Origin of the sequence: Fructobacillus pseudoficulneus (genome assembly GCF_900108455.1) — a bacterium.
GTDB classification, from domain to species: domain Bacteria; phylum Bacillota; class Bacilli; order Lactobacillales; family Lactobacillaceae; genus Fructobacillus; species Fructobacillus pseudoficulneus.
Genome location: NZ_FNWS01000001.1, coordinates 194,586 through 218,089, shown reverse-complemented (window position 1 = coordinate 218,089; position 23,504 = coordinate 194,586). Strand labels below are relative to the sequence as shown.

Below are 23,504 nucleotides of genomic sequence, written 5' to 3'. Positions count from 1 at the left end.
AAACACCCCCAACTCTTTCGAATTGGGGGTGTTTCGTTATCAATAATAATTGATTACTTTACGTACTTAGCCAAACGTGACTTTTGACGTGAAGCCTTGTTCTTCTTGATCAATCCCTTTGATTGGGCATGATCGATTGCTGATGAAACTTGCTTGTACATTTCAGCAGTATCAGCAGATCCGGCCTTAGCAGCCTTCAAGAAGCGCTTAACGGCAGTGCGGTAAGCTGACTTTTGTGGTTCGTTACGATCGTGCTGCTTAGCACTCAAACGAACTCGTTGAATTGATGATTCAATAATTGGCATATGTCCGTCTCCTTAAATTTGATTCTGGTTATTTGTAAGCAAAAGCTTAACGACGCAAACCTAAGCGCTTGATCAATTCACGGTAACGAGGAACATCAGTACCACGGAGGTAACGAAGCAAGTTACGACGGCGACCGATCTTCTTCAAAAGACCACGTTGTGAATGGAAATCATGCTTATGTGCTTCCATGTGGGCGTTCAATTCGTTAATGTCAGCAGTCAAAACTGCAACTTGAACTTCCACTGAACCAGTATCGCCTTCGTGGCGGGCATATTCTTTCATGATTTCGTTCTTACGTTCTTGTGTAAGGGCCATAATCATTTCCACCTTTCTTAAATGTCTCCAAATGCTGAGAAAAACGACGGTGAGACGTAAATCTAAGGATTTGGACAGTTGTTTTGACAACAAGCCTAATTATACGGGATTTTCAGGAAAAATCAAGGGCGGCAATTCGACGGGGCACATTTGCCAAAGACTTAGCCAAATTAGGGAATGGAATCTGCCATTTAGAAGGGGCAAGACTGGGGATGTATGGTAGAATGGATAAGTAATTACATTGGAAAGGATAGCCGTGAAAAAGGCGTGATTACAAGGCTTTTTCAGGCAGGTGAACCCATGGCAACATCAATTTCAAAAGAAGAAGTGGCCCACGTTGCTGATTTGGCAAAGCTCAGCTTTTCAGACCAGGAACTTGAACACTTCACCGGACAACTCCAGGAAATCGTCGCATTGTGTGAAAAGATGGCAGAAGTTGACACAGAAGGTGTCAAGCCAACCTTTTCCGTTACGGCAAATGTGAACCATTTGCGCGAAGATGTTGCGGAAGATTGGCATCAAAAGAAGGCGTTACTTGAACAAGCGCCAGAAGAGGCGGCTGATTTGATCAAGGTGCCCGCTATTTTGAACGGGGAGGACTAATCAGCATGGCTTTTAACTATTTCGATACAAACTTGGATGATTTGCACGAAGCGTTGCAATCAGGCAAGGTGACGGCCGAACAGTTGACCAAGGATACCTTTGCCAACATTGCTGCTACTGATGCTGACTTGCAAGCCTTTATTCGTTTGCACGAAGAAGAGGCCTTGGCCCAAGCTCGTGACATTGACGAAAAGGGTGACTTTTCAAACCCATTGGCTGGGATTCCAATGGCAATGAAGGACAATATTGCCACGAACGGTTTGGAAACAACCGGTGCTTCACATATTTTGGAAGGCTTCAAGCCGGTTTACGATGCTGCCGTTACGACTAAGCTAAACGAAGCTGGTGCTGTGGTGGTTGGTAAGGCCAACATGGATGAATTTGCCATGGGTGGTTCAACCGAAACTTCTTACTACAAGAAGACTAAGAATGCCTGGGACTACACTAAAGTTCCCGGTGGTTCATCAGGTGGGTCTGCCGCAGCCGTTGCCGCTGGGCAAGTTCCTTATGCCTTGGGTTCTGATACTGGTGGATCAATCCGCCAGCCGGCAGCCTTTAACGGAATCGTTGGCATGAAGCCAACTTATGGTCGCGTTTCTCGTTTTGGTCTCTTTGCGATGGCCTCATCATTGGATCAAATTGGTCCACTAACGCGAACAGTCAAGGACAACGCTTTGGTGATGAATGCGATTGCTGGTTTTGACAAGCGCGATTCTACTTCAGCCGAACTTGAAGTACCAGACTTTACTGCCAAGTTGGGTGAAAGCATCAAGGGGATGAAGATTGCCGTTCCTGAAGAATACTTCCAAGAAGGAATTGCCACGGAAGTTGCCACTCAGGTCAAGGCAGCGATTGCGCAATTAGAAGCTATGGGTGCCCAAGTGGACCAGGTTTCTTTGCCACACACTCAGTATGGGGTGGCTGCTTACTACGTTTTGATGGCCTCAGAAGCTTCATCAAACTTGCAGCGTTATGACGGAATCCGCTACGGTTTCCGTTCACCAGAAGCTAAGTCCCTCGAAGAAGTCTACAAGGACACTCGGACGGACGGTTTTGGTGATGAAGTCAAGCGCCGAATTATGTTGGGAACTTATTCATTGTCAGCTGGTGCTTACGATGCCTTCTTCAAGAAGGCCGCTCAGGTCCGAACTTTGATTATTGATGACTTTAACAAGGTCTTTGAAAACTACGACTTGATTGTTGGTCCAACCACACCAACTCAGCCCTATGGAATTGGGGAAGAAATCGATGATCCAAAGGCAATGTACTTGGGTGACGTCTTGACCATTCCTGTTAACTTGGCTGGTTTGCCAGGACTTTCAATTAACGCCGGCTTTAACGGTGGTATGCCAATCGGTTTGCAAATGATTGGAAAGCCATTTGATGAAGCGACCATTTACCAGGCCGCCTATGCGTTCGAACAAGAAAACCGTTTCTTTGAACAACACCCAGCGGTAGCGGACTAAGGAGAGGACACAATGGGAAACGAAAATTTTGAAACCACCATTGGACTTGAAGTCCACGTTGAAATGCAGACAAAGTCAAAGCTTTTGTCACCATCCCCCGTTCACTATGGGGATGCCCCAAACGCCAACACGAACGTGATTGACTGGGGTTACCCTGGGGTTTTGCCAGTGGCAAACAAGGGGGCCATTGACTATGGGATGCGCGTTGCTTTGGCCCTGCATGCCGATATTACAGAAGAAATTCGTTGGGACCGGAAGAACTATGTTTACCCGGATAACCCAAAGTCATACCAGACGACTCAGCAACAAACCCCATTGGGCCGTAACGGCTATTTGGATGTTAATTTGCCCGACGGTTCGGTCAAGCGAATTGGAATCGAAGAACTTCACGTCGAAGAAGATGCCGGAAAGAACACCCACGGGGATGACGGTTACTCATACGTCGATTTGAACCGTCAGGGAACACCATTGGTGGAAATTGTTTCAAAGCCTGACTTAGCTTCACCAGAAGAAGCCTACGCTTATTTGGAACAGTTGCGCCGGGTAATCTTGTTTACTGGTGTTTCAGAAGCCAAGATGCAAGAGGGACAAATGCGTGCCGACGTCAACGTTTCACTTCGCCCTTATGGTTCTGACACCTACGGTACCCGAGTGGAAATGAAGAACATCAATTCCTTCCACTACGTGCAGTCTGCTTTGGAATTTGAAGAAAAGCGTCAGGCCAAGGTCATCCGTTCTGGTGGCCAGGTCCGCCAGGAAACGCGTCGTTATGACGAACCAACCAAGTCAACGGTCTTGATGCGGGTCAAGGAAGTGGCGGATGATTACCGTTACTTCCCAGAACCTGATTTGTCACCAATCCAAATTGGCCAAGACTGGATTGACCGTGTCAAAGCCGACTTGCCAAAGTCAGCTGAAGACCGGCAAAAGTCTTATGTGGCTGACCTTGGTTTGGAACAATATGATGCCGAAGTTTTGACGCAGACTTTGGCGATGGCTAACTTCTTTGATGCCGCTGTTTTGGCAGGGGCTGATTCAAAGGGCGCTGCTAAGCGTGTGGCCAACTACTTGATTGGTGATGTGAACGCCTACTTGAACAAAAACCAGGTGGAGTTGCAGGACACGAAGTTGTCACCAGAAAATTTGGCCGGTATGGTCAAGTTGATTGAAGATGGCACCATTTCAACCAAGCAAGCCAAGAAGGTCTTTGAGGCCATCATGGAAGGTGAAGAACCTGAAGCTTACGCCAAGGCTCAAGGTTTGGTTCAGATTTCAGATCCAGCAGTTTTGACACCAATGGTCAACGAAGTCTTGGACGACAACCCACAGTCAATTGAAGACTTTAAGGGTGGTAAGGACCGTGCCGTTGGTTTCTTGATTGGGCAACTGATGAAGAAGTCAAAGGGGCAGGCCAACCCTGGTGTCTTGAACAAATTGTTGATGGCTGAATTAAATAAGCGATAAAGTTCGGCTGATTGTTGGTTGTGTTCAACGACTAATCACGCTAACTTAAATGGAGGGCCTTTGGCCTTTCGTACATATTTTTTAGGAGGAAGTTGGGGATTACCGGCGTGGATGAGTCGGGTTCTCCACTGATGAAGCATGAAACGAGCACGTATTATTTATAACCCTAGCTCTGGTCGTGAGGCCGTTAAGCGGGAAATGTTGGACATTATCCGAGTTTATGAACAGGCTGGTTATGAAACATCAACATTTGCCACAACACCAGAACCGTTATCAGCACAAAATGAGGCCACTCGGGCCGCCTTTGAAGGCTTTGACTTGATTGTTGCGGCAGGTGGGGATGGTACCATTAATGAAGTGGTTAATGGGATTGCGCCCTTGAGGCGCCGACCAAAGATGGCGATTATTCCAGCCGGAACAACCAACGATTATGCCCGGGCCCTAAAGGTTTCGCGTGATGATCCTTTGGAAGCGGCTAAGGTGATTTTGAAGGGGCAGACCATTAAGATGGATATTGGTCAGGTCTCAATGCGTGGTGGTTGGGTTGAAGAAGAAGGGCAAATTGTGGCGCCTGCTGATGCCCGCTACTTTATTAACATTGCCGCCTTGGGAACCCTTTCTGAGGTAACCTATGCCGTGCCATCTTTGATGAAGTCACTCTACGGTTACTTGGCTTATTTGGTGAAGGGCGCCGAGTTATTGACCCGGTTGGAACCCGTTAAAGCCAAAGTCGTTTATGACGATGGGGAGTACGATGGTAATATTTCGATGATTTTCTTGGCCTTGACCAATTCAGTTGGTGGCTTTGAATCAATCGTGCCCGATGCCAAATTAGATGATGGTGAGTTCACCTTGCTGATTGTGAAGGAGGCCAACCTCTGGCAGATTACCCAATTGGCTGCCCAGGTCTTAAACGGTTCTCACATTAATAACCCACAATTGATTTATAAGAAGACGTCAAAGGTTGAAATCACGCCACTCTCAGAAGACCACCCAATCAAGGTAAACTTGGATGGGGAATACGGTGGGGATGCACCGATGACCTTTAACAACTTGAAGCAACACATTGAGTTTGTTGCTGATCTCTCAGCCATTAGCGTTGATGCGACAACGGCTAAGATTCAAGAAGAATTTGTTGAACAAGTTGAAGCAATGGAAGCTTCTACCCACAAGGGTGACAGCGACCAAGAAGAAAAGGATTAAGAATGGCCAAAGCCAATCGCACAATTAAACAGGCTGCGCCGGTTCACAAGAATGAGCTTGTCACAGCCGAGATTACGGACTTAACCTACCAAGGCCTAGGGGTGGCAAAGATTGATGGTTTTCCATTATTTGTGACCAATGCCTTACCCGGTGAAAAAGCCGAAATTTTGGTGACAAAGGTCTTGAAAAACTATGGTTTTGCCCGGGTTCAGACTCTGCTAGAAGAGTCACCCGACCGAGTTGACCTAGCTGATCAACTGGCTTTGACGACTGGAATTGCGCCGTTAGCTAATTTAGCCTACCCAGCGCAATTGGCCTGGAAACAGCGCCAAGTTCAGGAATTGTTTAAAAAAGCGAAGTTGGATGTGACGGTTGTCGAAACGGTGGGGATGGATGATCCAACTCATTACCGTAACAAGGCCCAGGTACCGGCACGAATGGTTGATGGCCGTTTGGAAACTGGCTTTTTCCGCCGTGGTTCACACAAGTTGATTCCAACCGATTCTTTTTACATTCAAGACCCAGCCGTCGATGAAGCGGTCCGGGTGACCCGGGATATTCTGCAAGACTTGCAGATTGCCGCTTATGATGAAGAAAGCGACCGCGGGGTTGTCCGCCACGTGATGGCCCGAATTGCCAAAGCTACCGGTGAATTAATGGTTGTGTTGGTTACTAAGACCAAGAAGTTGCCACAGGCGGATGAAATTGTTGCTCGCTTGCGCGAACGTCTGCCACATTTGCAATCGGTTGTGCAAAATGTCAATTCTGCCCAAACCAATGTGATTATGGGCCGCACGAACCAGATTTTGTGGGGAAAAGATGCGATTGAAGACGTCTTATTGGGTAAGAAGTACCTAATTGGCCCTAATTCCTTTTATCAGGTCAACCCGGTCACAACTGCTAAGTTGTACCAGTTGGCCAAGGAAAAGGCTCAGTTGCAACCAACTGATATTGCCATCGATGCCTATTGTGGGATTGGAACGATTGCCTTGACCGTGGCGGACGCTGTTGCCGAAGTTTACGGAGTCGAAGTCGTTGATGCTGCCATTGAGGATGCCAAGAAAAATGCCCGGTTAAACCAGGTGGGCAACACCCACTTTATTGCGGCCGATGCCCCAAGCCAAATGCGCGAATGGGCTGAAGCTGATTTGAAGCCGGATGTTGTCTTTGTTGATCCACCACGAAAGGGTTTGACGGCTGATTTTATTGAAGCGGTCGGGGTGATGTCCCCAAAGCGTTTGGTTTACGTGTCATGTAATCCAGCGACGATGGCCCGCGATGCCCAAGGGTTATTAGACCAGGGTTATCAAATTGATGGGCCAATCCAGCCCGTTGACCAGTTTCCACAAACCACCCACGTGGAAGCAGTTGCAGTATTTACGAAGAAAGCCTAGTTGTCAAAACGACAAGTAGGCTTTTGTCACTAGAAAGGGAAGGCAGTATGACAACAGATCAAATTACATTTCGCCCAGCAACGCCAGCCGATGCCGCCGAGTTAGTGGCCATCTATGCGCCATATGTCAGAGAAACGGCTATCACCTTTGAATATGAGGTGCCAACGGTAGCGGAATTCGCAGCGCGTATTGAAAAGACTTTGGCCATGTATCCCTACATCGTGGCTGTTTTGGATGGTCAAATTTTAGGTTATGCTTACACCAGTGCCATGGGATCACGAGAGGCCTACCATTGGTCCGTTGAGACTTCGATTTACTTGCGCCAAGATGAGCGTGGCCATGGTCTGGGTAAACGTTTGTACCAGTTGATTGAGCAAGTTTCCTACGATCAAAACGTGATTAATTTGAATGCCTGCATTGCCGTTCCAAAGGTCGAAGACGATCATTTAACTAATAATAGCCGTGATTTTCACGAGCACTTGGGTTACCACTTTGTCGGTGAATTCAACAAGATTGGCTATAAGTTTGGTACTTGGTACGACTTGGCTTGGATGGAAAAGTCATTGACAGAACATCCAGATCAGCCAGAGCCCGTCATTCCATTTGCTACAATGCTTCAAAACGGCTACCAAATTCATGAATAAGGCATGAAAAATCTTGGCCAGCACCGTCTAATTGAGTAAGCAGACAAGGTGGCTAAAATTAATCAAGAGTAAATTTGGAGGTTTCCCCATGGCGACAAAAGAACAGACACCCATGATGGTGCAATATCATCAGATTAAGGACCAATATCCCGATGCCTTTGTCTTTTACCGGATGGGGGATTTTTACGAGCTCTTTGAAGATGATGCGATTAAGGGTGCTAAAATCCTTGAACTGACCTTAACGGCCCGAAATAAAAATTCAGAAAACCCAATCCCAATGGCGGGAATCCCGCATCACGCGGTGGCGGCCTATATCGATATCTTGGTTGATGCCGGTCATAAGGTAGCCATCGTAGAACAGATGGAAGACCCAGCCACGGCCAAGGGAATGGTCAAACGAGACGTTGTTCAGTTGATTACGCCCGGCACCAAAATGTCTGGTAAGACTGGCGATGGAAAGGAAAATAACTTTTTGGCGGCGGTTGTCGCCACCGGTGCACGGCCAGGGGATGCGGACCAGGCCGCCTTTGCCTTGGCTTACATTGACCTTTCGACTGGGGAATTAAAGGCAACCGAATTAGACGAGCAGAATGCCGTCATCGATGAATTAGGGGCTTTGGAGGTTAAAGAGGTTGTCTTAGCCCGTGAGGGTGAACGGGCTACGCCGGCTTTGGCTGATGCCATCGGTGAACGCGGCTGGGTCGTTTCTTATCAAGGAACCGTTCAGCCATCAGCGACGATTACTTATTTGACCAAGGAGTTGAAAAGCGCGGCGGGACAGGATGTCACGGCCTTACTTCTCCAATACTTATTTGATACGCAAAAGCGGTCTTTGGACCATATTATGCCGGTGCAGACCTATCAGCGTCAGGCTTATTTGGTCTTTAACCAGGTGACTCGGGTCAACTTGGATTTGGTCGAAAATGCGCGAACGAAGCAAAAGGCAGGTTCGCTTTTTGCCCTGCTGGATGAAACCAAAACTGCCATGGGTGGCCGGTTATTAAAGCAGTGGTTGATTAAGCCTTTGAAAAACTTAGAAGCGATTCGGGCACGGCAGGATGCGGTGGCTGCTTTTAAAGATGACTTTTTCACCCGGGGAACGGTTCAAGATCAATTAAAGTATGTTTATGACTTGGAACGTTTGGCGGCTAAGGCGGCTTTGGGCACGTTAAACGCCCGTGATCTGGTTCAGCTCAAGCGGTCATTGCAGGCGGTGCCTGATTTGCAGGCGGCTTTGTTAGCAGAGCATGTCAATCCAATTTTGCAAGAAGCAGGTCGGGCCATTGACCCACTTTTGGATTTGGCCAGTTTGATTGACCAGGCGATTGTGCCTGAACCACCAATTTCAGTTCGAGACGGTGATTTGATCCAACCGGGCTACGATGAGCTAGTTGATTCATACAACCAAGCCTTGGCGGATAACCAGGACTGGCTGGCTGCCTATCAACAGCAGGAACGAGAAGCGACCGGAATTTCCAATTTGAAGGTCAAGTATAACAAGAACTTTGGTTACTTCATCGAAGTCACCAAGGTTAACCTGGATAAGTTGGAAGAGGGTCGTTACCACCGCAAGCAAACGTTAACCAATGCGGAACGTTTCACGACGCCAGAGTTAAAGGAGCACGAAGATTTAATCTTCGCTGCGCAAACCAAGCGCTTTGACCGGGAATACGAGTTGTTCTTGTCAGTCCGGGCCAAGGTCAAGGAAGAAATTACCCGTTTGCAAACCCTGGCACAGAAGTTAGCCCGTTTGGATGTCCTAGCAGCCTTGGCTGATGTAGCGGAAAATCGTCATTTCACTAAGCCAAGTTTCAAAGAAGGTGAAGACCGGTCATTGATGATTAAACAGGGCCGCCATCCGGTGATTGAATCACTGTTAGGTCCTGGGGAATACGTGGCAAACGACGTTACCTTTGCCGATGACACGAAGATTCAGTTGGTAACTGGGCCAAACATGGCTGGTAAGTCAACCTATATGCGTCAAGTTGCCCTAGTGGTCGTTTTGGCGCAAATGGGTTCCTTTGTGCCGGCCGATGAGACCATCTTGCCAATTTTTGACCAAATCTTTACCCGAATTGGGGCGAACGATGATTTGGTAAACGGTCGGTCAACCTTCATGGTCGAAATGGCGGAAGCCAATTTGGCCTTGCAGGATGCCACTGCCCAGTCCTTGATTTTATTTGATGAATTAGGTCGGGGAACGGCTACTTACGACGGAATGGCTTTGGCTCAGGCAATTATTGAATACCTTGATACCAACCTGCATGCCACAACGATTTTTGCGACCCACTATCACGAATTGACGGCCTTGGCCAACAACCATCCGGCCATTCAAAATTTCCATGTTGGGGCCCAGTTGACCGCTGACGGTCAGCTGCACTTCTTACACCAAGTCCAGCCAGGGGCGGCTGACCGTTCTTATGGAATTCAGGTAGCGGCTCTCGCTGGTTTGCCAAAGTCGCTCTTGCATAACGCCGAGCAGATTTTGCAGGCCTTGGAGGCTCAGGGCGCCGGACAAGTTGAGGGGGATGCTGTTGTTTCGTCAAGCCAAACGGTCGCAGCACCAATCACGGATGGTCTTGCCCAAGAAGTACCGCTCTTTAACATCGGACCAGCACCAGTTGAAGCACCTGTATCAACGGTCGCAGCTAGTTTGGACCCAGCTGACCAAAAGGCTTTGGATGAACTGGACCGCGTGAACTTAAACCAATTAACTCCTTTAGCTGCCTTGAACTTAGTAGCAAAATTACAAGAAATGAGGTCAAATGATGGCCAAAATTCATGAGTTATCCGAACTACTGGCGAACCAGATTGCAGCCGGTGAGGTGATCGAACGGCCAGCTTCGGTTGTGAAGGAACTGGTCGAAAACGCCATTGATGCCCATGCGACTCAGGTCGACGTGGTTATTGAAAATAGTGGCTTAGATTTAATCAAAGTGATTGATAACGGGGAAGGGATTACCAGTGATGAGGTGCCGCTAGCCTTTGTCCGTCATGCGACTTCTAAGATACAAGACCGCCATGATTTATTTAAAATTTTAACCCTTGGCTTTCGTGGTGAAGCGCTGCCATCGATTGCGGCCGTTGCGGATGTGACCTTGCAGACCCGTACGGCGACAGCCGACACTGGCTTTTTCTACCAAATTAAGGGAGGCCAGGTGACTCAAGAAGGGCCAGCAGCTGGTCGCTTTGGTACTTCTGTTTCGGTTCGTAGCTTGTTTTACAATACACCGGCCCGGTTAAAGTATTTAAAAAAGCCTCAGACCGAGATGTCGCTGATTGTCGAAACGGCCAACCACTTGGCCATGGCTTATCCTAATTTGGCGCTGTCGTTGACTCATAACGGGAAAACCTTACTGAAAACGTCTGGAAACGGTGATTTACGCCAAGTGTTGGCGGTTGTTTATGACCGCAAAACCGCTGAAAAGATGGTTGGCTTTGAGGGCGCTTCCGAGCACTTCCGCGTCAATGGTTACTTGTCATTACCGGAGCAAACGAGGTCATCACGGTCTTACTTTGCCGTCCTAGTGAACCACCGCTTTGTTAAGAACTTTTCGGTTTCAAATGCCATTACGGCTGGTTACGGTTCCAAGCTAATGGTCGGTCGTTTCCCAATTGGGGCGATTAACATTGAATTGGACCCCTTGCTGGTTGATGTCAATGTTCATCCCCAAAAGGCTGAAATTCGCCTCAGTGAAGAGGGTGAGCTCACAGACCTTATCACAGCGGTGATTCGTGACCGTTTGAGTCAAGAAAACTTGATTCCAAAGGCCCTGGATAACCTTGGCCGGGAAGAAGCGGATGGCGCGCAAGCTGCAGCGACAGAACCAGAAAAGGTAGAACCGGTGGTCAAACCTGGCGAACCGGCTGCAGTTGAGGTGGCCAATACCAAAGAACACGTGATTGAAATTAATGCCGAAGATCAATTGGCAGAACAACCCGTTCAAAGCTTTGCTGACCGCTATGCCGCCGAATCCTATCAGCCAGCCTTCACTGATGAAGCCAAGGCTGCTGAACCAACCATGGATTATCCAACGGCAGCCAGTTCAGCCGCTGTTGATCAGACACTATCGGCTGACAACCAGGTTGAGCCAATGGTGGCAGCGGAAAACGACGTGCTTCATTCAAATAGTCAACCAACAAATAATCAGCCAACGGCAAAGCAACCTAAACCAGTCAACCAGGACTTAGATTTGGAAGACCAAACGGCCGAACAGCATGGCTTTCCAACTTTGGATTATATTGGTCAAATGCATGGAACCTTTCTTTTTGCCCAGGATCAAAACCATTTGTACCTGGTTGATCAACACGCCGCTCAAGAGCGCATTAATTATGAATATTACCGGCGGATTGTCGGTGAAGTCGGCGATAATCAGCAGCAATTATTAGCACCGATTACGCTGACTTACTCCACGGCTGATATGCTAAAAATCGCCGATTACCAAGACGTTTTGACCGGGGTTGGCTTGAACGTGGAAGAGTTTGGTCCGAATACGATTGCAGTTTATGAGCACCCAGCCTGGATTCCAGCCGACCAGGCGGCAGACACAATCCAAGAAATGATTGACTGGGTCTTACATGATGGTAAGCTAACGGTAGCAGCCTTTCGCGAGAAGGCCGCTATCATGATGTCTTGTAAGCGGGCCATCAAGGCTAACTGGCACATTTCAACAGAAGAGGCCAAGGCCCTTTTGCACGGCCTGGCTCAGGCGGAAAACCCGTATAACTGTCCGCATGGTCGCCCAGTTTTGACTTCTTTTACCCTGACTGAAATGGAACGGATGTTTAAGCGGATTCAAGATTCACATGAATCTTGGCAAACTTATGATACCCACCCATTCTAAATATGAACGACTGTAGCTACGAAAGAGTTCTTTAGGAATAACTATGAATTATAACGATGTGATTATTCGATTGCGCTATGCGCTCTCGTTATCAAACCAAGAAATCGAAGCCATCTTTGCCCTTGGTGGTCAAAAGATTAACCAGGCACAATTAGACAAGATTTTGACCAAGCAAGAAGACGATGACAAGCCCGACCAAAACTTGTCGGCCCATGATTTGGAAGCTTTTTTGAATGGCTTGGTCATTGATAAGCGTGGCCAGCGGACTGATAAGGATGGCCGAGTGGTAGCGCCAACCTTTGATATGACTGCGGCTGATTTGGTCAACAATGTGGCGATTAAGAAAATTAAAATTGCCATGTCTTATACCTCAGATGATATCCAAAGCTTGTTAGCTTTGGCCGGAGCTAAAATTTCTAATGGGGAACTTTCGGCAATTTTGCGTCGGCCAGATCACCGTAATTACCGGCCTGCCGGTGACCGTTACTTGCGTAAATTACTAGCAGGAATGGGCAAAAAATATCGCGGTTAAGTCGATCAAAATACTTAGAGTACCGACCTATTAAAACAGACGACCACTATGGTCGTCTGTTTTCGTCATAATAAGTAGGTTTAAATTTGTTATGATAGAGGGGATAGGATACAAATGGAGAATGATATGCAAATTGCAAAGACACTGATAAAAGAACAGCAAGAAATTGCACCCTATGCATATACACAGGCCGGTGGTGTTGCTGATTACTTGGCGGTCCCACATTCCTTAGAAGAATTGACAGACCTATTAGCCTGGGCCAAGGAGCGTCAGCTGCCGGTCCATGTTTTTGGTCGCTTGTCGAATTTGGTCGTGCGTTCTGGTGGTTTGCGTGGCTTAGTGATTCTAACCACTGAGTTAAAGGCTGTCCAACAAAACGGAACGCAATTGATTGCTGATGCAGGCTGTGACATTATCTGGTTGGCTGCTGTCGCCCAAGAACGAGGCTTATCCGGCTTAGAATGGTCGGCAGGAATCCCTGGATCAGTTGGTGGAGCTGTCTTCATGAACGCCGGGGCCTATGGTGGCCAGGCGGATATGGTCGTTTCCTCAGTGACGGCGATTATGCCGGATTTGTCAATGCAGACCTTTACCAAAGACGAGCTAGCATTTGCTTACCGCCATTCTGTTTTTCAAGACAATGGTGGAATTATTGCTCAGGCAACCTTTGACTTAGCGTCAGGGGACCAAGACTTGATTCAGCAGAAGATGGATGAAGTCAACTACGCTCGGGCTAGCAAGCAGCCGCTGTCATGGCCATCCAATGGTTCTGTCTTTAAGCGCCCCACGGGCCACTTTGCAGGTAAGCTCATCATGGATGCTGGCTTGCAGGGGAGCCGGGTCGGCGGCGTTGAAGTTTCCACCAAGCATGCTGGTTTCATGGTCAATGTTGATCATGGGACTGGTAATGATTATGAGGACTTGATTCACCTTGTCCAAGATAAAGTTTATAAGGAGTATCAAGTTCAATTAGAACCCGAAGTACGAATTTTAGGAGACCGGTAACCCATGGATATAATTGAGTTAATGATTGTCTTAGTGATTGGGGTGGCGCTTTCAAGCATCATCTCACACTTCATCCCAGCCATCCCAATTTCGCTTTTTCAGATTTTGATCGGATTTTTACTAGCCGTTATTGGCGGTGCCTATGTCGAAGTTGATTCGCATTGGTTTATGATGTTATTTGTGGCGCCCATCTTGTTTAATGATGCCTGGCGTTTTCCAAAACGAGAGTTATGGAAGTTACGCGTTCCCATTTTGGGAAATGCAATTTTATTGGTCTTAGTGACCACGATTGTGGGTGGTTTTGCCATTCACTGGTTGATTCCGGAGCTGCCATTGGCCGTTTCATTGGCCCTGGCCGCTGTCTTATCACCAACCGATCCGGTGGCCGTGCAAGCGATTGCCAAGCGGGTGAAGTTGCCGGAAAACCTGCTACATGTTGTGACAGGTGAAAGTTTGGTTAACGATGCCACCGGTTTGGTTTCCTTTAACACGGCGATTAAGGCCGTGGTGGCAGGAACGTTCTTGCTGTCGGATGCCATCCTCAATTTTGCCTGGATGACTTTGGCCGGGATTGCGATTGGAATCGTGGTCGGAGCAGCCATCATTTGGCTGCGAGATTCGGTATCGCGCTTTGGTCTCGCTGACGTGGTTTTCTATACGATCATCACGGTTTTGCTACCATTTATTATTTATTGGATTGCCGAATTCCCACTGCACGCTTCTGGTTTAATCGCCGTTGTGACGGGTGGAATTACGGCGAAGTTGATGAATGACCGTCATGTTGGCATGCTATCGGCGGAAGCAACGATTGTTTCCGTTCACGCCTGGGAAGTGATTGTCTACGTCTTAAACGGCTTGATTTTCGTCTTACTCGGGGTTACCTTGCCAAATGCGCTACACAACATTTTGCAAGATACCAACATTTCAAATTTGCAGGCTTTGGGCTATGGCCTCTTGGTTTGGTTGATTGTCTTTGCCCTGCGGGTCTTATGGGCCTATGCCATTCAATGGGGTCAAAAGGTTCGACACCAAGACCGGGTGGTTTCCTTTAAATCAGCGATTGTCTCGGGCTTGACTGGTGTTCGTGGGGCCGTGACGATGGCTGCGGTTCTAACGATTCCCTTAGTGACGGACAAGGGTGATGCCTTTGTTGGCCGAGATTTGGTGATTTTTATTGCCGCGGTAGTCGTGATTTTCTCACTGCTGGTGGCCTCAGTCATGTTACCCTCGGTCACGAAGCAAAGTACTAAGCACGACTTTACCCAGCCAGAGGGAACCACGGAAGTTGATGACGATTTGCCAGAGGGGCATCCGGGGGATGTCTCGGAAGAACGGGCACGACTTTGGGTCACCCGAGTCGGCATCCAACAGCTGCGTGACTTGCAAACGGATGAAAATCGGCGGATTGTCCACGAATTAGTCGCGCGCCGGCAAAAGCGGGTGCGCCAATTGCGCTTAAGTTTGCATGAAAACCAAAATCAACAGGATTATGCTGCTGAAAAAGACCTTGAGTTGCAGGAAGTTTCCCTCAGGGCGCAACGTGACCAGTTGCGCAAATTATTGGTGGACGAAAAAATTTCACCAATCACCTACACCTTGCAGGCTCGTTATTTGGACCAGTTTGAGGCGGACTTGGGCTCGAGTCAGGCCTTCTTTGCAAAGAAGCGTCTGCTCTGGCTCTACCGACGGTTGTGGGCTAATTTCCGCATTTGGCTGGCGGATGAAGAATCAGATAAGGTCCGAGAAGAAAGTAACTTTGCCAAGCGTGAAATGTTGAAGGACGCCATTAAGGCGATTTCAAATTACGTGGCCATGCAGGTTGGTGACACGGTCATGCAGCGCATTTTGCGCCAAGAAGCGTATAATTTGATTACAATCTACCGCTTTCAAATTGAGAAAACTAAAAAGGTCTCAACTTTTGATCAGCAGGAGGAGGATGATCGGATGCGCCTTGAATTAGAGTTAAAGGCGTTGAATGCCGAACGTGATTTTACGCAGCAGCTCTATGAGCAGAAGCGAATTTCGCGGCAGACTAGTATCAATCTGCGACAAGTGATTAATTACGCGGAGACGAGGGTCTTAGTTGGCCGTAATGAGGAGTAAGAGGAGTAAAAAATGGGTATTTGGGCTTACATGACCAGTACGAACTTAGTTCATTTGTTGGACGTGTTGATTATCTGGTTTTTGTTATACAAAGTAATTACCTTCGTTGAAGGCACGCGCGCTTTGCAAATTCTGTTTGGTGTTGGGGCGATTTTCCTAATTAAAGTCGTTGCCTGGTATACCGGCTTAGTGGTTGTTTCTTGGCTGATGGATCAGTTGATTACCTGGGCGCCAATCGCCTTGGTGGTGATTTTCCAGCAAGAAATCCGCCGCGGTTTAGAAAACCTGGGCCGGCGTCTAACGGTTCGTCGCCATCATTTGGATAATGAGCAGGCGCATGAACTGATTAAGGGCTTGGATATGGCCTTGGAATATATGTCGAAGCGCCGTATCGGAGCTTTGATTACCATCAACGGAAAAGATACGTTGGAAGAGTACATTAAGACTGGAATTGTCCTGGATGCCCAGGTGACTGGTCAGCTTTTGATTAATATCTTTATTCCAAATACACCACTGCACGATGGGGCAGTAATCATCAATAACGATAAAATTGCGGTGGCAGCCGCATACTTGCCTCTGTCAGAATCGACTCGCATTCCAAAAGAGTTAGGAACCCGGCACCGTGCTGCCGTTGGAATTTCAGAAGCAACGGATGCCGTGACGGTCGTTGTTTCAGAAGAAACTGGTGAGATTTCGATTACGCAACGCGGCGACTTACTACGGAACATGGATCGCGATTCATACCTAAACTTCTTTGAGAAGCAGTGGATTGAACCAGTACAAAAGAAGCGGAAGTATCCAATTCTTCGCTTCCTATTCCGGGGGAAGAAATTATGAAAAAATGGAGTTCATCAAAAGCAGTCAACCTCATGTTTTCATTTTTGATGGCTCTGCTGATTGCCGCCTATGTCCTATCAACAAAGCCTAGTTATTCTGGGTCAAATAGTGGCAACCAGTACAGCTCTTTGTTACCCGAAAAGAAGGCAACAATCTCAGCACCGTTGACTGTCCAATTTAATTCAGATGATTATGTGATTGTCGGGGCACCAAGCGCCGTTAGTGTTGGCCTGCAAGGTTCATCTGCCTTGGTTACCGCAGCGCAAGGACATAATGAAATTCAGGCTGTAGCCGATTTGCGCGGATTAGGTGTTGGTCAGCATACGGTGAACGTTGCTTTGACCGGCGTGAGCTCTTCGCTAACGGCGACTGTCAACCCACAAACCGTGACGGTCACCTTGGCTGAAAAGGATTCAGCTAAGAAGGACGTTCAGGTACAATACGACAGCAGTAAGATTGCTTCTGGTTACCAAGTAAGTAATGCGACGGCAGACGTGAAGTCGGTCACGGTTACTGGACCAAAGGATAATGTTGATGCGGTCGACCACGTTGGCGCGGATGTTAGCTTGGATAAAAACACCAAGAGCAATGTTAACCAGACTGCCAAATTAACGGCTTACGACAAGAATAACGAGCCCGTTCAAGTGACTTTGTCACAGCAAACCACGAAGGTTTCCCTGACGATTACGGGCAGCAGCTCTTCTTCTTCGTCTTCGGGCAGCACCAGTAAAAGTGTTAACCTAGTAGCCCAAGCAGCTTCTGGTTCGCTTGATAATTACACGATTACCATGAGTCCGAACACGGTGACAATTTATGGTTCAAGTGATACACTTAATAGCATCAGCTCGATTCCAGTGAACATTGATGTCTCAAATATCACTGGAAAAGTGACCAAGACCATTGGCTTAACCAAGCCTTCTGGCGTCGACTCGTTATCGGATCAAAGCGTGCAAGTCACGATTAGTCCGAAGTAGTTGACGGACTAGTTTGCTGGCAGGTCAACCATTATTGGAGAAAAGATTAACATGACAGAACCAAACTTAAAATACTTTGGTACCGATGGCGTTCGCGGCATTGCTAACCAAGGTTTGACACCGGAACTGGCCTTGAAATTAGGCCGGGCTGGTGGGGCCATCTTGACCCGACATAACGACAACCCAGACCGTCAACCGGTCGTTGTTGTTGGAAAGGATACCCGAATTTCCTCAGAAATGTTGCAAGAAGCTTTGATTGCTGGCTTACTTTCTGTTGGAGTTGATGTTTTAAACTTGGGCGTAATTACTACGCCAGCGGTGGCTTACCTCGTTGAAAGTCTAGAAGCCGATGCCGGTATTCAGATTACGGCCTCTCACAATCCGGCAGCGGATAATGGGATTAAATTCTTTGGTAACGATGGTTTCAAGCTTTCAGATGAATTAGAAGCTGAAATCGAAGTAATCTTAGATGATGAAGATGATGATTTGCCACGTCCAAGCGCCAAGGGACTGGGTACGGTTTCACACTATCAAGAAGGGGCCCAAAAGTACTTGGCCTTCTTGCAAAAGACAATCCCAACGGATTTGTCTGGTTACAAATTAGCCTTAGATGGTGCGAATGGTGCCACCTATGACTTGTTGCCACGGTTGTTTGCCGACTTAGGGGCGGACTTTGATACCATGGGAACGGAACCTGATGGTTTGAACATCAATGATCAAGTGGGTTCTACTCACCCAGAAGCCTTAGTTCAAATGGTCAAAGACGGTGATTATTCAGCCGGCTTGGCCTTTGATGGCGATGGCGACCGCCTGATTGCGGTTGATGAAAATGGTGAAATTGTCGATGGTGACAAGATTATGTACATTACTGCCCGCTTTATGAATGGGCAGGGCCGGTTGAAGCACCAAACGGTGGTTTCAACGGTGATGTCAAACATTGGCTTCTACAAGGCGTTGGAGGCGCAAGGCATCCAATCCGTTAAGACGCAAGTTGGTGACCGTTATGTTATGGAAAAGATGGTCGCGGATGATGACAACCTTGGTGGAGAACAATCCGGTCACATTATTTTCCGTGATTGGGCCAAGACGGGGGATGGTTTGTTAACCGCCCTGCAGTTGTTAAACGTTATGAAGGAAACTGGTCAGCCATTGTCTGAATTGGCCAGTGACGTAACCCTTTACCCGCAAAAGTTGGTCAACATCAAGGTGGCTGATAAGAACGCCATGATGGAAAATCCAGCTTTGCAGACCAAGATTGAAGAAGTCGAAAAGCAAATGGCTGGTGACGGCCGAGTGCTGGTCCGTCCTTCTGGGACGGAATCAATTATCCGGGTCATGGCGGAAGCTAAGACCGAGGAATTGGTTGATACTTATGTTGACAGCATCGTCGCTGTTGTTAACCAAGAAAAGTAAATTTAAAATAGCGTAAACAGAACATGTTTACGCTATTTTTTATTGTGATTTGCTCTAAAAGCAGTCGGTCAAATCTGTTATAATAAAAACAACTGAATTTTGGAAAGGAAACTACCTTGTCACCATCTGACTTTAGAAACTATTTAGAAGAAAACTTCCAAATTAGTTTTAATCATTTGCCTCTATTGCAAGAGGCGTTAACCCAGCGAAACTACTTAAACGAGCATCCAAAGGAAAAGGGCCGCGACTACCAGCGTTTGGAATTCCTTGGGGATGCCATCATGCAGGCCACCGTGACGGAATACCTGTTTAAGCGCTATCCCGAATGGGATGAAGGTCAATTGACCGAAATGCGCATTACGATGGTGCAAACGAAGTCTTTTGCCCACTTTGCAAGCGTGATTCATTTGAATGAAGCAATTCGCCTTGGAAAAGGGGAAGAAATGAATGGGGCCCGTGAACGGCCATCATTGCTAGAAGACATCTGGGAAGCCTTTATCGGGGCCTTGTACTTAGACCAAGGCCAAGCTGCCGTGGTTTCACTACTACAACAGACGGTCTTTGCTGCCATTGACGAAAACTTCTTTGATCAATTCATCGATTTTAAGTCACGCTTACAAGAAAAGTTACAGGCACAAGGGTCAGTTGATATTGACTACACGATTGAAAACGAAATTCGCAATGAGGATAATAGTCAACTCTTCGAGGTCTCGGTCGCAGTTGACGGCAAGGTTTTGGCCCACGGGTCTGGTCAATCAATTAAGGATGCCGAAAAGGCGGCTGCCCAAAAGGCTTACCAAGATTTGACAGCAAAATAAGAATAAAGAGCATAAAATTCGCCTATGAAATTAAAAACACTGGAAATTATTGGTTTTAAATCATTTGCCAATAAAACGGTGATCGACTTCCAGCAAGGAATGACTGGTATTGTCGGCCCAAACGGATCGGGAAAATCAAATATTATTGAAGCCATCCGCTGGGTGATGGGTGAACAGTCAGCCAAAGACTTACGTGGAAACAAGATGGCTGACGTTATTTTTGGTGGAACGAATAATCGGAAAGCCTTAAACCGGGCCGAAGTATCAATCACTTTTGATAACTCGGACCACTACATAGCCTCAGATTTTTCTGAGATTCGGATTACCCGCCGTCTCTACCGGACCGGGGAATCTTCTTATCAATTAAACGGGACGGAATGCCGGTTAAAAGACATTCATGAACTCTTTATGGATACTGGTCTCGGCCGGGATGGTTTTTCAATCATTTCGCAGGGGCAAGTTGAAAAGATTTTCTCTGCCAAGCCAGAAGAACGGCGGGGAATCATCGAAGAAGTCGCCGGTGTCTACAAGTACAAGCAAAATAAGGACAAGGCCGAAAAGGATTTGGCTGCGACCGAAGATAATTTGGCCCGTGTCGATGATATTATTCAAGAAGTTGAAGGCCGGTTGACACCATTGGCTGACCAAGCTGTCAAGGCCAAGGACTACCTGGCGAAGCGGGAAAGCTTTGAAAAGTTGGATCAAATTCGTCTGACCCGGTCAATCTTGGCTTTGCAGGGTCAGGTCGGAAAGCAGGGTGAAGAAGCCCAGCAGGCCAAGGAAGCCGTTGCTAACCAGCAGGCAGCCGTGAGCCAAACACAAGCCGACTTGAATCAAACGCGTGAAGATTTGGACGACTTGCAACAGGACCGCGATGCCTTACAGGCCGACATTGTTGCTAAGACTCAGGAAAAAGAGCAGTTAATTGGAAACCAAAAGTTGGCCTCACAGGAGCAGGCTACGTTGGTTCGTGACCTGGCTAATTTGCAAGAGCAACAAGCCAATGAAGAAAATCAGGCCGAAGTCGCGCAGACTGATTTGACCGGTGTCCAAGAACAATTAGCCGCTCTAATCGAACAAGAGCAAACATTGCAGCAGACGGTACATCAAATCGACCAAGAACACGGTTCGGCCAAGATTACGGCCGTTCAGAGTCAATTGGACGAGAACCGTAATGCTTACGTGACGACAATGCAGGAATTGGCTTCCTTGCATAACAAGTTGACCTACCAAGAAAAGGCCTTGGAACAAAATCAGGTCCAGTTAGAGCAAAAGCAAGCGGCCTTTACGGCGGCTCAAGCGAAGTTGGACGAAGCCAAGCAAGCTCAAGCTGCTTATGAACAAGAGCATCCTAGTCAAGTTGATGGCAAGAACCCATTTGAGGGTCAAACAATACAAACACAGGATGCGTTAACAGCGGCTAAGCAATCCTACCAGGACAAGCAAAAGGCCTGGCAGCAGGCAGCCTACGCCTTAGAACAAGCGCAGTCCCGTTATCAAGCGGAAGCTTCTTTGGATGACTACGCTGGCTTCTACCAGGGTGTGCAAAACTTGATGCACGCTAAGGTGCGACAGAACTTCCCTGGGATTAAGGGCGTGGTCGCCGAATTACTGACGGTGCCAAAGAACTATACCAAGGCGGTGGAAACTGTCTTGGGTGGGGCTTTACAGCAGGTGGTGGTTGATTCTACCCAGACTGCTAAGAGCATCGTTGCTTATTTGACAAAAAACAAGAAGGGTCGGGTGACCCTGCTCCCAATCAATACAATTAAGCCCCGGTCGGCTCGTGATATCGCTGCTGCTAGCCGGGAAAAGGGCTACATTGGTGTGGCGGCCGATTTGGTCAAAATGCCAAATGGAATGGATAATATTCTTTCGGCCCTATTGGGGACGACTTTGGTGGTCGAAGATTTGGATGCGGCGACTCGAGTAGCCAAAGCCTGCCAAAACCGCCTGAGGGTTGTTTCCTTAGACGGCCAGTTGGTCAACGCCGGTGGATCAATTACCGGTGGTGCCAACTTCCGTCAGGGACCTTCCGTTTTGTCACGGCAAAATGATTTGAAGGAAAAAGAAGCTGCCTTAGAAAAGCAGCAGGCAGAAGTGATTGCCTTGGCTGGTCAGCGCGACCAGCAACAAGACAAGGTGACTGCCCTGCAGGCTGAATTAGAAGACTTGCAGCAAAAGAGTCGTGATTTCGTTGCCCAAGGGCAGCAAGTTGACTATCAATTGGCCGGCCTTAAGGACACCGTAGCGAAGTACCAAACTGAGGTGCAAACGCTGTCTTTGGATATTGCTGACTTGCAGGTGGCGATTGCTGACGGGCAAAGTGAGCAAGATCAGGCTCAAGCAGCCTTGGCCCAAAGTGAAGAACAAAAGGCCGCTGCTGAAGGTCAAAGTGCTGATTTAACTGAAGAATTGGCACAATTGAACCAAGATCACCAGGCTTACCAGGACCAAAAGGCCGAATTTCAAGCGGAATTAGCCAAGGTTCAGGCACAAAAGGCTGCTCAAGAAGAAAACCAGGAACGGTTGACTCAAACTTTGGCGCAGGCCCAGGCTCAATTAACCGATTTGGCTGCGAAAGCAGAACAAATGCAGGCAACCTTGGACCAGGCTCAGAGTGCCGAAGAGCTTGGCCAGGCTGTGACGGATTTGACGGCTGGTTTAGACAAGGCCCAGCAGGAAGCTCAAGGCCTCGCCGAAAAGTGGGCGAGCCTCTCTGCCCTGGTCAAGGAAAAAGAAAATCAATTGGCTCAGGCTCAAGAGGCCTTGAATACTGGCCTGGTTGACCAATCGTCGGTTAACCACCAGTTACAAACGAGTCAAGAACGACTTGCTAAGCAGATTTCAACGTTGCGTCAGGCCTATGGTTTGACTGTTGCGACCGAAGCTGATTTGGTTGAATCCGAGTTGACGGATAGTGAAGTTGACCAGCAGTTGTCGGCCAACAAACGGGCATTGGATGATTTGGGACCGGTTAACATTGCGGCCATTCAAGAGTATGACGAGATTAAAGACCGCCATGATTTCTTGACCAAGCAAGCCGACGACTTGAAAGATGCTAAGCAAACGCTGCAGGATACGATTGATGAGATGGATCAAGAAGTTCAAGTCCGCTTCAAGGAAACCTTTGATGCGGTAGCTGAAAACTTCTCTGATGTCTTTACGAAGATGTTTGCTGGTGGTCAGGCCAAGATTGAATTGACCGAACCAGAGCATTTGCTCACAACTGGAATTGACATTAAGGCCCAGCCGCCTGGCAAGAAGTTCCAGCAGATGTCCTTGCTATCCGGTGGGGAAAAGGCCTTGACGGCCATTTCTCTGCTCTTTGCCATTTTGCAGGTTCGCCCAGTGCCATTTGCGGTGCTCGATGAAGCCGAAGCCGCGCTGGATGAAGCCAATGTGGATCGTTTCGCCGCTTATTTGAAAAACTTTGCCGGTGATACGCAATTTATTACCATTACTCACCGTAAAGGAACAATGGTCGCTGCCAAAGTTCTTTACGGGGTCACGATGCAAGAGGCTGGGGTTTCCAAGATGGTGGCGGTTAACCTGGAAGAAGCACACCAGCAACTCGCATAAA

At 47.8% G+C, this 23,504-nt stretch carries 18 protein-coding genes; 16 read left to right on the top strand and 2 right to left on the bottom strand.

Annotated elements, in window-relative coordinates:
* Positions 1–53: 53 nt before the first annotated feature.
* Both rpsT and rpsO read right to left on the bottom strand, forming a co-directional pair.
* Positions 54–305 (bottom strand): 30S ribosomal protein S20, encoded by a 252-nt coding sequence (gene rpsT / locus BLW39_RS01015; protein WP_047974211.1) that lies wholly within the window; start codon positions 303–305, stop codon positions 54–56.
* A 46-nt stretch (positions 306–351) separates the two neighbouring features.
* Positions 352–621, bottom strand: a complete 270-nt coding sequence (rpsO, locus tag BLW39_RS01010; RefSeq protein WP_059375813.1) for a 30S ribosomal protein S15 — start codon at positions 619–621, stop codon at positions 352–354.
* A 300-nt stretch (positions 622–921) separates the two neighbouring features.
* Between rpsO and gatC the strand changes: the two genes are divergently transcribed.
* The 16 genes from gatC to smc all read left to right on the top strand — a co-directional run bounded on the left by gatC (position 922) and on the right by smc (position 23,503).
* Positions 922–1,224 carry an Asp-tRNA(Asn)/Glu-tRNA(Gln) amidotransferase subunit GatC gene (gene gatC, locus BLW39_RS01005; RefSeq protein WP_059375811.1) on the top strand — a complete coding sequence of 101 codons (303 nt, stop codon included), beginning with the start codon at positions 922–924 and terminating at the stop codon, positions 1,222–1,224.
* A gap of 5 nt (positions 1,225–1,229) precedes the next feature.
* The gene (gene gatA, locus BLW39_RS01000; protein ID WP_059375810.1) at positions 1,230–2,690 is read left to right on the top strand and encodes an Asp-tRNA(Asn)/Glu-tRNA(Gln) amidotransferase subunit GatA; all 1,461 of its coding nucleotides are present in this window, start codon (positions 1,230–1,232) and stop codon (positions 2,688–2,690) included.
* A gap of 12 nt (positions 2,691–2,702) precedes the next feature.
* Positions 2,703–4,154: an Asp-tRNA(Asn)/Glu-tRNA(Gln) amidotransferase subunit GatB gene (gatB, locus tag BLW39_RS00995; protein WP_059375808.1), complete on the top strand. Its 1,452-nt coding sequence runs from the start codon at positions 2,703–2,705 to the stop codon at positions 4,152–4,154.
* Positions 4,155–4,292: 138 nt separating this feature from the next.
* Complete coding sequence (locus BLW39_RS00990; RefSeq protein ID WP_059375805.1) at positions 4,293–5,357, top strand: diacylglycerol kinase family lipid kinase; 1,065 nt, start codon at positions 4,293–4,295, stop codon at positions 5,355–5,357.
* Between the two features lie 2 nt (positions 5,358–5,359).
* Positions 5,360–6,751: a 23S rRNA (uracil(1939)-C(5))-methyltransferase RlmD gene (gene rlmD, locus BLW39_RS00985; RefSeq protein ID WP_059375801.1), complete on the top strand. Its 1,392-nt coding sequence runs from the start codon at positions 5,360–5,362 to the stop codon at positions 6,749–6,751.
* Between the two features lie 47 nt (positions 6,752–6,798).
* A complete protein-coding gene (locus BLW39_RS00980) occupies positions 6,799–7,395 on the top strand; it encodes a GNAT family N-acetyltransferase (protein WP_059375798.1) in 597 nt (198 codons plus the stop codon).
* An 88-nt stretch (positions 7,396–7,483) separates the two neighbouring features.
* Entirely contained in the window at positions 7,484–10,180 is a 2,697-nt protein-coding gene (mutS, locus tag BLW39_RS00975) for a DNA mismatch repair protein MutS (RefSeq protein WP_059375795.1), read from the top strand.
* Positions 10,164–12,239 (top strand): DNA mismatch repair endonuclease MutL, encoded by a 2,076-nt coding sequence (mutL, locus tag BLW39_RS00970; RefSeq protein ID WP_059375928.1) that lies wholly within the window; start codon positions 10,164–10,166, stop codon positions 12,237–12,239. The genes mutS and mutL overlap by 17 nt, the downstream gene beginning before the upstream one ends.
* Positions 12,240–12,282: 43 nt before the next feature.
* Positions 12,283–12,771, top strand: a complete 489-nt coding sequence (locus BLW39_RS00965) for a YehS family protein (RefSeq protein WP_059375791.1) — start codon at positions 12,283–12,285, stop codon at positions 12,769–12,771.
* A gap of 126 nt (positions 12,772–12,897) precedes the next feature.
* Positions 12,898–13,776: a UDP-N-acetylmuramate dehydrogenase gene (murB, locus tag BLW39_RS00960; RefSeq protein ID WP_059375789.1), complete on the top strand. Its 879-nt coding sequence runs from the start codon at positions 12,898–12,900 to the stop codon at positions 13,774–13,776.
* A gap of 3 nt (positions 13,777–13,779) precedes the next feature.
* A complete protein-coding gene (locus BLW39_RS00955) occupies positions 13,780–15,879 on the top strand; it encodes a cation:proton antiporter (RefSeq protein WP_059375786.1) in 2,100 nt (699 codons plus the stop codon).
* Between the two features lie 12 nt (positions 15,880–15,891).
* The gene (cdaA, locus tag BLW39_RS00950; protein ID WP_059375783.1) at positions 15,892–16,716 is read left to right on the top strand and encodes a diadenylate cyclase CdaA; all 825 of its coding nucleotides are present in this window, start codon (positions 15,892–15,894) and stop codon (positions 16,714–16,716) included.
* Positions 16,713–17,690, top strand: coding sequence for a CdaR family protein (locus BLW39_RS00945; RefSeq protein ID WP_059375776.1), 978 nt, complete (start codon positions 16,713–16,715; stop codon positions 17,688–17,690). Before cdaA ends, BLW39_RS00945 begins: the two co-directional genes overlap by 4 nt.
* Before the next feature lie 51 nt (positions 17,691–17,741).
* Positions 17,742–19,103 carry a phosphoglucosamine mutase gene (glmM, locus tag BLW39_RS00940; RefSeq protein WP_059375771.1) on the top strand — a complete coding sequence of 454 codons (1,362 nt, stop codon included), beginning with the start codon at positions 17,742–17,744 and terminating at the stop codon, positions 19,101–19,103.
* Between the two features lie 116 nt (positions 19,104–19,219).
* Positions 19,220–19,921 carry a ribonuclease III gene (gene rnc / locus BLW39_RS00935; RefSeq protein ID WP_059375767.1) on the top strand — a complete coding sequence of 234 codons (702 nt, stop codon included), beginning with the start codon at positions 19,220–19,222 and terminating at the stop codon, positions 19,919–19,921.
* 24 nt (positions 19,922–19,945) lie between these two features.
* Entirely contained in the window at positions 19,946–23,503 is a 3,558-nt protein-coding gene (gene smc, locus BLW39_RS00930; protein ID WP_059375765.1) for a chromosome segregation protein SMC, read from the top strand.
* Position 23,504 lies beyond the last annotated feature (1 nt).

Bases quoted from the DNA above. Each gene is read 5' to 3' on its own strand.
- rpsT (WP_047974211.1), bottom strand. From the start codon at position 305: ATGCCAATTATTGAATCATCAATTCAACGAGTTCGTTTGAGTGCTAAG.
- rpsO (WP_059375813.1), bottom strand. From the start codon at position 621: ATGGCCCTTACACAAGAACGTAAGAACGAAATCATGAAAGAATATGCC.
- gatC (WP_059375811.1), top strand. From the start codon at position 922: ATGGCAACATCAATTTCAAAAGAAGAAGTGGCCCACGTTGCTGATTTG.
- gatA (WP_059375810.1), top strand. From the start codon at position 1,230: ATGGCTTTTAACTATTTCGATACAAACTTGGATGATTTGCACGAAGCG.
- gatB (WP_059375808.1), top strand. From the start codon at position 2,703: ATGGGAAACGAAAATTTTGAAACCACCATTGGACTTGAAGTCCACGTT.
- BLW39_RS00990 (WP_059375805.1), top strand. From the start codon at position 4,293: ATGAAACGAGCACGTATTATTTATAACCCTAGCTCTGGTCGTGAGGCC.
- rlmD (WP_059375801.1), top strand. From the start codon at position 5,360: ATGGCCAAAGCCAATCGCACAATTAAACAGGCTGCGCCGGTTCACAAG.
- BLW39_RS00980 (WP_059375798.1), top strand. From the start codon at position 6,799: ATGACAACAGATCAAATTACATTTCGCCCAGCAACGCCAGCCGATGCC.
- mutS (WP_059375795.1), top strand. From the start codon at position 7,484: ATGGCGACAAAAGAACAGACACCCATGATGGTGCAATATCATCAGATT.
- mutL (WP_059375928.1), top strand. From the start codon at position 10,164: ATGGCCAAAATTCATGAGTTATCCGAACTACTGGCGAACCAGATTGCA.
- BLW39_RS00965 (WP_059375791.1), top strand. From the start codon at position 12,283: ATGAATTATAACGATGTGATTATTCGATTGCGCTATGCGCTCTCGTTA.
- murB (WP_059375789.1), top strand. From the start codon at position 12,898: ATGCAAATTGCAAAGACACTGATAAAAGAACAGCAAGAAATTGCACCC.
- BLW39_RS00955 (WP_059375786.1), top strand. From the start codon at position 13,780: ATGGATATAATTGAGTTAATGATTGTCTTAGTGATTGGGGTGGCGCTT.
- cdaA (WP_059375783.1), top strand. From the start codon at position 15,892: ATGGGTATTTGGGCTTACATGACCAGTACGAACTTAGTTCATTTGTTG.
- BLW39_RS00945 (WP_059375776.1), top strand. From the start codon at position 16,713: ATGAAAAAATGGAGTTCATCAAAAGCAGTCAACCTCATGTTTTCATTT.
- glmM (WP_059375771.1), top strand. From the start codon at position 17,742: ATGACAGAACCAAACTTAAAATACTTTGGTACCGATGGCGTTCGCGGC.
- smc (WP_059375765.1), top strand. From the start codon at position 19,946: ATGAAATTAAAAACACTGGAAATTATTGGTTTTAAATCATTTGCCAAT.